Raw genomic sequence first — 5223 nt, 5'->3', positions numbered from 1 at the left:
CAGGCCGGCCGAGCTGCCGATGGCAAAGCCGATGAGGTCGCGCCGCAGGCTGGCACCCAGGGCCGCGGCCAGCTTGCCGCTGGTGACCTGCTCCACCGCGGTGGCCCACACCTTTTCGGGCGGCACCAGCAGCGGCGAAGTGGTCCAGCCCCAGCGGGTGGCCAGCCACCAGGCAGCCAGCAAGGCGGCGGGCAGCACCCAGCCGCGCAGCGGGCGGGGGATGAGGGTGCGTGCCATCACAGCCCCTCCTTGCGCCAGCCCAGCAGCCGCTGCTCCACCAGGGCCAGCAGCTTGTCGAGCAGCACCCCCACCGCGCCCACCACCACCACCGCGGCCAGCACCACGTCCAGCTGGAACAGCTGGCGGCCGAACACGATCATGTAGCCCAGGCCTTCGCTGGAGGCCAGCAGCTCCACCACCACCAGCGCCAGCCAGGCATGGGTGAGGCCGTAGCGCACACCGTTCCAGATCGGCGCCAGCGCCGCCGGAAACACCACGCGGCTGAGCATCTGCCAGCGCGAGAAGCGCAGCACCCGGCCCACCTCGATGTAGCGCGTGGGCACGCCCTGGATGCCCTTGTAGGTGTTGAGCGCGATGGGCACCAGCGCCGCCTTGCTGATGAGGATGATCTTCAGCGCCTCGTCGATGCCCACCAGCAGCATCAGCAGTGGCAGCCAGCCCAGCACCGGCACCTGGCTGAAGGCCTTGAAGGTGGGGTAGAGGTAGTCCTTGACCGTGGGCGACAAGCCCATGGCCACGCCCAGCAGCAGCCCGCCGGCCAGACCCACGCCAAAGCCGCCCAGCACCCGCAGCAGGCTCACCTGCAGGTGGGCCCACAGCTCGCCGCTGCGCGCCGATTCCGCCAGCGTGAGGGCCACCGCCTCGGGCGAGGGCAGCACCTGCGGCGCGATCCATTCGTTCTGCGCCGCCAGCCACCACAGCGCCAGCACCGCCAGCGGCACCGGCCAGGCCAGCAGCCAGCGGCCGACGGCCAGCCGGGGCAGGCGCCAGCGCGGGGCCGTGAAGCGGGGCACGACGGCCACGCCGCGGTCCAGCCCGATGTGCAGAGGTTGTTCCATGCTCAGGCTCCCAGTGCCTTGCCATCGGCCTGGTACACAGGCCAGTAGTTCTGCAGGCCCTGCTGGCGCAGGGCAGTCTGCAGGTAACGGGTGTCGATCCAGCCTTCGACGTCGAAGCGCTTGCGGCTGAGCTTGAAGCGGTAGGTCTGGGCCTCGGCGTCCTTGTAGCGGGCCACCAGGAAGGGGTCGAAGTTGGGGTTCAGCCGCACGCGCAGCGGCTCGCCGGCGTAGTCTTCCCTCCAGTGCTCGTACGGTGTGCCGGCACGGGCCCACAGGCGCAGCACCTCCTCGCGGTGGGCCTCGTCGGACGACCAGCGCGCGGTGCGCACCGCCGCATCCACCAGGCGCTGCACATGCTGCGGATGGGCAGCGGCGTAGGCGTCGGTCACCAGCACATGGCTCTGGCGGGTGAACACCGGCGAATCGCCCTTGCTGGCGTAGAGCACGCGCACCTGGCCCTTGTCGCGCAGGCGCAGGATGTCCATCGCGCCAATGGCGGCATCGATGTCGCGGGTGGACAGTGCGGCCAGGTAGCCGGCGGTGTCCAGGTTCAGGATCTTCAGGTCCTTCTCGGCCAGGCCCTGCGCTTCCAGCAGCCGCAGCGCCGGCAGGTGCATGTTGGTGCCGCGGAACAGCGACACCCGCTTGCCACGCAGGTCGGCCACGGTCTTGAGCGGGGAATCGGGCGGCACGCCGATGTAGAGGTTGCTGCGCACCCCGGTGGCCAGGATCAGCCGCGTCTGGAGCCCGGCCGAGCGGGCCACGATGGCCGGCAGGTCGCCCTGGAAGGCGAAGTCCAGCTGGCCGGTGGTCAGGGCCTCGTTCACGGCCGGGCCGGCGCCTTTGAAGAACAGCCACTCCACCTTCACGCCCTCGGGCTGAAAGGCTTCTTCGATCCAGCCCTTGGCATGGGCGATGGCCATGGAACTGCCGGCGATGCTAGGCGGCTGGCCGACGGCCGGCTGCGCCACGCCGATGCGCAGCGTGTGGGTCGCGGCCTGTGCGCGGGCCCCGCCGGGCAGGCCCAGGCTGGCGGCGCCACCGGCGGCCAGGCGGCGCAGGGCGCCGCGTCGTGTGAGCGTCATCGCGGGCTCCTTCAGCGGGCGGCGGCGAGCTTGCTGCCGGCCAGTTCGCCATCGGCCGCGTACTCGGGCCAGTAGCCTTCGAGCTTCAGCTCTTTCAGCGCCACGTCCAGGTAGCGGCGGTCGAACCAGCTGTCGATCTCGGGCACGCTGCGGGTGAGCTTCAGCGCATGCGCCTCGGCCGCCGCGTCCTTGTAGCGGGCCACCAGGAAGGGGTCGAGCAACGGCGACACCCGCACCCGCAGCGGCTGGCCGATGAAGTCCTCGCGCCAGAAGCGCTCGGGCAGCTCGGCCTTGCCCCACTGCGCGAACAACTCGCCGCGCTGCTGCTCGTCGGAATAGGCGCGCGCCGCCTTCACCACGGTGTTGACCACGCGCTGCACCACCTGCGGATGGCGCTGGGCAAAGTCGTCGGTGACCAGCAGCACCGTCTGCCGCGTGAAGCGGTAGCTGTCCTGCGCGGCCGACCACACCACCTTGGCCGCGCCCTTCTCGCGCAGCGCAAACAGCTCCACATACCCAAAGGCGGCGTCGATGTCCTTGGTGACCAGCGCCGCCTGCGCGCCTGCGGTGTCCAGGTTGATCAGCTTGAGGTCGGTTTCCTTCAAACCCTTGGCGGCCAGCGCGCGCACCGCGGCCAGGTGCAGGTTGGTGCCCTTGAACACCGCCACCCGCTTGCCCTTGAGGTCCTCCAGCCGGGTGATGGTGGAGTCGGGCGGCACGCCCAGGTACAAGCCGTTGCGCACGCCGCTGCCGACGATGATCTTCGTCTTCACGCCACCGGCACGGTGCACGATGCTGGGCAGGTCGCCCTGCCACGCGAAGTCCAGCTGCTTGTTGACCAGTGCCTCGTTCACCGCCGGGCCGGCGCCCTTGAAGAAGATCCACTGCACCTGGATGCCGTCACGCTCGAACTCCTTCTCGAGCAGGCCCTGCGCATTGACGATGCCCACCGTGGAGCCGCCGGTGCGCGGTGGTGTGCCCACACCGCCGTTGGCCACGCCGATGCGCACCACATTCGGGTTCTGGGCCTGGGCAGCCAGGGTGAAGAGGGCCAGCGCCAGGGAAGCGAACCCCAGGCCCAGCCAGCGTTGCAGTCTCATGTCGGCATCCCTCGTTGAAAGCGTTGGATGCACGATAGGCAGCTTGCCTAGACAGGTGAACGTTTCATTTCAACTTTGGATATGCAGGTCCAGGCCCGCCTGCTGCAAACGCAGCAGCAGCCGCTGGCGCAGCAGCGCCAGCACCGGGTTGTGCTGCAAACGCGGCAGCGGCACGGGTGCGTCCCAGGTCAAGGCGCCGCCTTCCAGCAACAGCACCCGGTCGGCCAGGTTCAGCCAGGCCGCCGGCTGCCGCGTGGCCAGCACCAGGGTGCTGCCGCTGTGGCGCAGCGCATGGCGCACCAGCAGCCGCAGGCCGGGCGCGGCCGTGGGCGGCAGGCCGCTCAACGGTTCATCCAGCAGCAGCGCGGGTGCGGGGCGGGCCAAGGCCAGGGCCAGGGCCGCCAGGCGGCGCTGGGCAGGCGCCAGCCGCCACACGCGTTGCAAGGCGTGGCTGCCCATCCCCAACGCCTGCAAGGCGCGCAGCGCCTGCTGTGCCGCCTGCTGGCGGTCGGCACCGCGGGCGTGAGCCAGCAGTTTTCGCCAGGGGCGCAGCCCGTCGGGGCCGCTGCCCGGCGGGCCCAGCTGCTGCACGTCGTGCCGCCAGCCGTCGGCCTGCGCCCGCTGGCACAACTGCTGCAGCAGCCGGCTCTTGCCGCTGCCGGGCAGGCCGGTCACCAGCACCAGCTGGCCGGCGGCCAACTGCAGGTCCAGGCCATCGGGCTGTGTCTGCAGCCGCAGCACCAAGCCGGCCGGGCCGCCGCACCAGGCGGGCTCGTCCAGCTGGCGCCGAAAGCGCAGCAAGGCCTCGGGCAGGCCCGGCGGCCGCGGTGCCGGTGGCGCCGGTGCGGCCGGCGCCTGGAACGGGGTGAGGGGCATGGCCCCACCCTAGGCAGCCCGCACCGCGCGGGCAACGAAGCGATTCGTGGATGCTTATGCGCCAGCCAGGTAGCGCTGCGCCGGCTGGTGGCTCGACAGCTGCGGCGCCAGCGCCTGCCGTGCGGCCTCGTACGTCTGCCAGGCCTGCTCGTCGTGCAGCGATGGGATGGTGACCGCTTCGTTGCGGTCGAAGCCCACCAGCGCCGCGTCCACCAGGTCGTCGGCCCGCATCACGATGTGGCTGGGCAGGTGCTCCACCGGCAGGCCGCCCAAGGCCCAGAAGTCGGTGGCGGTGGCACCGGGCAGCACCGCCTGCACCCGCACGCCCTGCGCCGCCAGCTCATGCCGCAGCGACTGGCTGAAGGCCAGCACGAAGGCCTTGCTGGCGCCGTACACGCCGTTGAGCGTTTCGGGGGCAATGGCCACCACCGACGCGATGTTGATGAGGGCGCCGCGACTGCGGGCCACGAAGCCGGGCACGGCCGCATAGGCCAGCCGCATGGGCGCGGTGACGTTGAGGTGGATCATCTCGGTCATGCGCGCCACGTCGCTTTGCAGCAGCGGCGTATGGGTGCCGATGCCGGCGTTGTTCACCAGCAGCGTGATGCTGGCGTCCTGCCGCAGCTTGTCTTCCACGGTGGCCAGCGAGGCGGCGTCGCCCAGGTCGGCGGTGAACACCTCCACCGCGCGGCCGGTGCGGTTGGTGATGTCGTCGGCCAGCCGGTCCAGTTTCTGGCGGTTGCGCGCCACCAGGATCAGGTCGTAGCCCCGGCGGGCCAGGCGGTCGGCGTACAGCGCGCCGATGCCCGAGGAGGCGCCGGTGATGAGGGCGGTGCCCAAAGATGCGGAGTCGGAGGCGGTCATGTCGGTCCTCTTGCGGTGGGGGTTGCGATGACCCGGACTGTGCGCCGCAAACCCGATGGCGCAAATGACGTATACAGTCATGATTCGAGACATCGGAGGACAAGCACCATGCACCGCGTCGGCTACATCCTGTCGGAAGGTTTCCAGATCCTGGCCATCGGCACCCAGGCGGTGTTCGAGTTCGCCAACCTGGTGGCCGGCGAGCCCTTCTACGAGGTG

General features: G+C 70.7%; 5 protein-coding genes and 2 pseudogenes. 1 reads left to right on the top strand and 6 read right to left on the bottom strand.

What is annotated here, in order from left to right; translation table 11 throughout:
- The 6 genes and pseudogenes from ABNT58_RS26055 to ABNT58_RS26030 all read right to left on the bottom strand — a co-directional run.
- Positions 1 to 237: pseudogene (locus ABNT58_RS26055) on the bottom strand (ABC transporter permease); the annotation flags it as partial.
- Positions 237 to 1079, bottom strand: coding sequence for an ABC transporter permease (locus ABNT58_RS26050; protein WP_348756287.1), 843 nt, complete (start codon positions 1077 to 1079; stop codon positions 237 to 239). The pseudogene ABNT58_RS26055 and the gene ABNT58_RS26050, both read right to left, overlap by 1 nt.
- 2 nt (positions 1080 to 1081) lie before the next feature.
- Complete coding sequence (locus ABNT58_RS26045; RefSeq protein WP_348756286.1) at positions 1082 to 2164, bottom strand: ABC transporter substrate-binding protein; 1083 nt, start codon at positions 2162 to 2164, stop codon at positions 1082 to 1084.
- An 11-nt stretch (positions 2165 to 2175) separates the two neighbouring features.
- The gene (locus tag ABNT58_RS26040) at positions 2176 to 3264 is read right to left on the bottom strand and encodes an ABC transporter substrate-binding protein (protein WP_348756285.1); all 1089 of its coding nucleotides are present in this window, start codon (positions 3262 to 3264) and stop codon (positions 2176 to 2178) included.
- Between the two features lie 69 nt (positions 3265 to 3333).
- On the bottom strand, positions 3334 to 4140 hold the full coding sequence (locus tag ABNT58_RS26035; protein ID WP_348756284.1) for an ATP-binding cassette domain-containing protein: 807 nt from the start codon (positions 4138 to 4140) through the stop codon (positions 3334 to 3336).
- Between the two features lie 54 nt (positions 4141 to 4194).
- Positions 4195 to 5004: an SDR family oxidoreductase gene (locus ABNT58_RS26030; RefSeq protein ID WP_348756283.1), complete on the bottom strand. Its 810-nt coding sequence runs from the start codon at positions 5002 to 5004 to the stop codon at positions 4195 to 4197.
- 108 nt (positions 5005 to 5112) lie between these two features.
- Between ABNT58_RS26030 and ABNT58_RS26025 the strand changes: the two are divergent.
- Positions 5113 to 5223: pseudogene (locus ABNT58_RS26025) on the top strand (GlxA family transcriptional regulator); the annotation flags it as partial.

The organism is uncultured Aquincola sp. (assembly GCF_964001545.1).
In the GTDB taxonomy this organism is placed as follows: domain Bacteria; phylum Pseudomonadota; class Gammaproteobacteria; order Burkholderiales; family Burkholderiaceae_C; genus Aquincola.
The sequence above is the reverse complement of the archived record's forward strand: the minus strand, read 5'-3'. Positions and strand labels throughout refer to the sequence as shown.

Bases quoted from the DNA above. Each gene is read 5' to 3' on its own strand.
- ABNT58_RS26050 (WP_348756287.1), bottom strand. From the start codon at position 1,079: ATGGAACAACCTCTGCACATCGGGCTGGACCGCGGCGTGGCCGTCGTG.
- ABNT58_RS26045 (WP_348756286.1), bottom strand. From the start codon at position 2,164: ATGACGCTCACACGACGCGGCGCCCTGCGCCGCCTGGCCGCCGGTGGC.
- ABNT58_RS26040 (WP_348756285.1), bottom strand. From the start codon at position 3,264: ATGAGACTGCAACGCTGGCTGGGCCTGGGGTTCGCTTCCCTGGCGCTG.
- ABNT58_RS26035 (WP_348756284.1), bottom strand. From the start codon at position 4,140: ATGCCCCTCACCCCGTTCCAGGCGCCGGCCGCACCGGCGCCACCGGCA.
- ABNT58_RS26030 (WP_348756283.1), bottom strand. From the start codon at position 5,004: ATGACCGCCTCCGACTCCGCATCTTTGGGCACCGCCCTCATCACCGGC.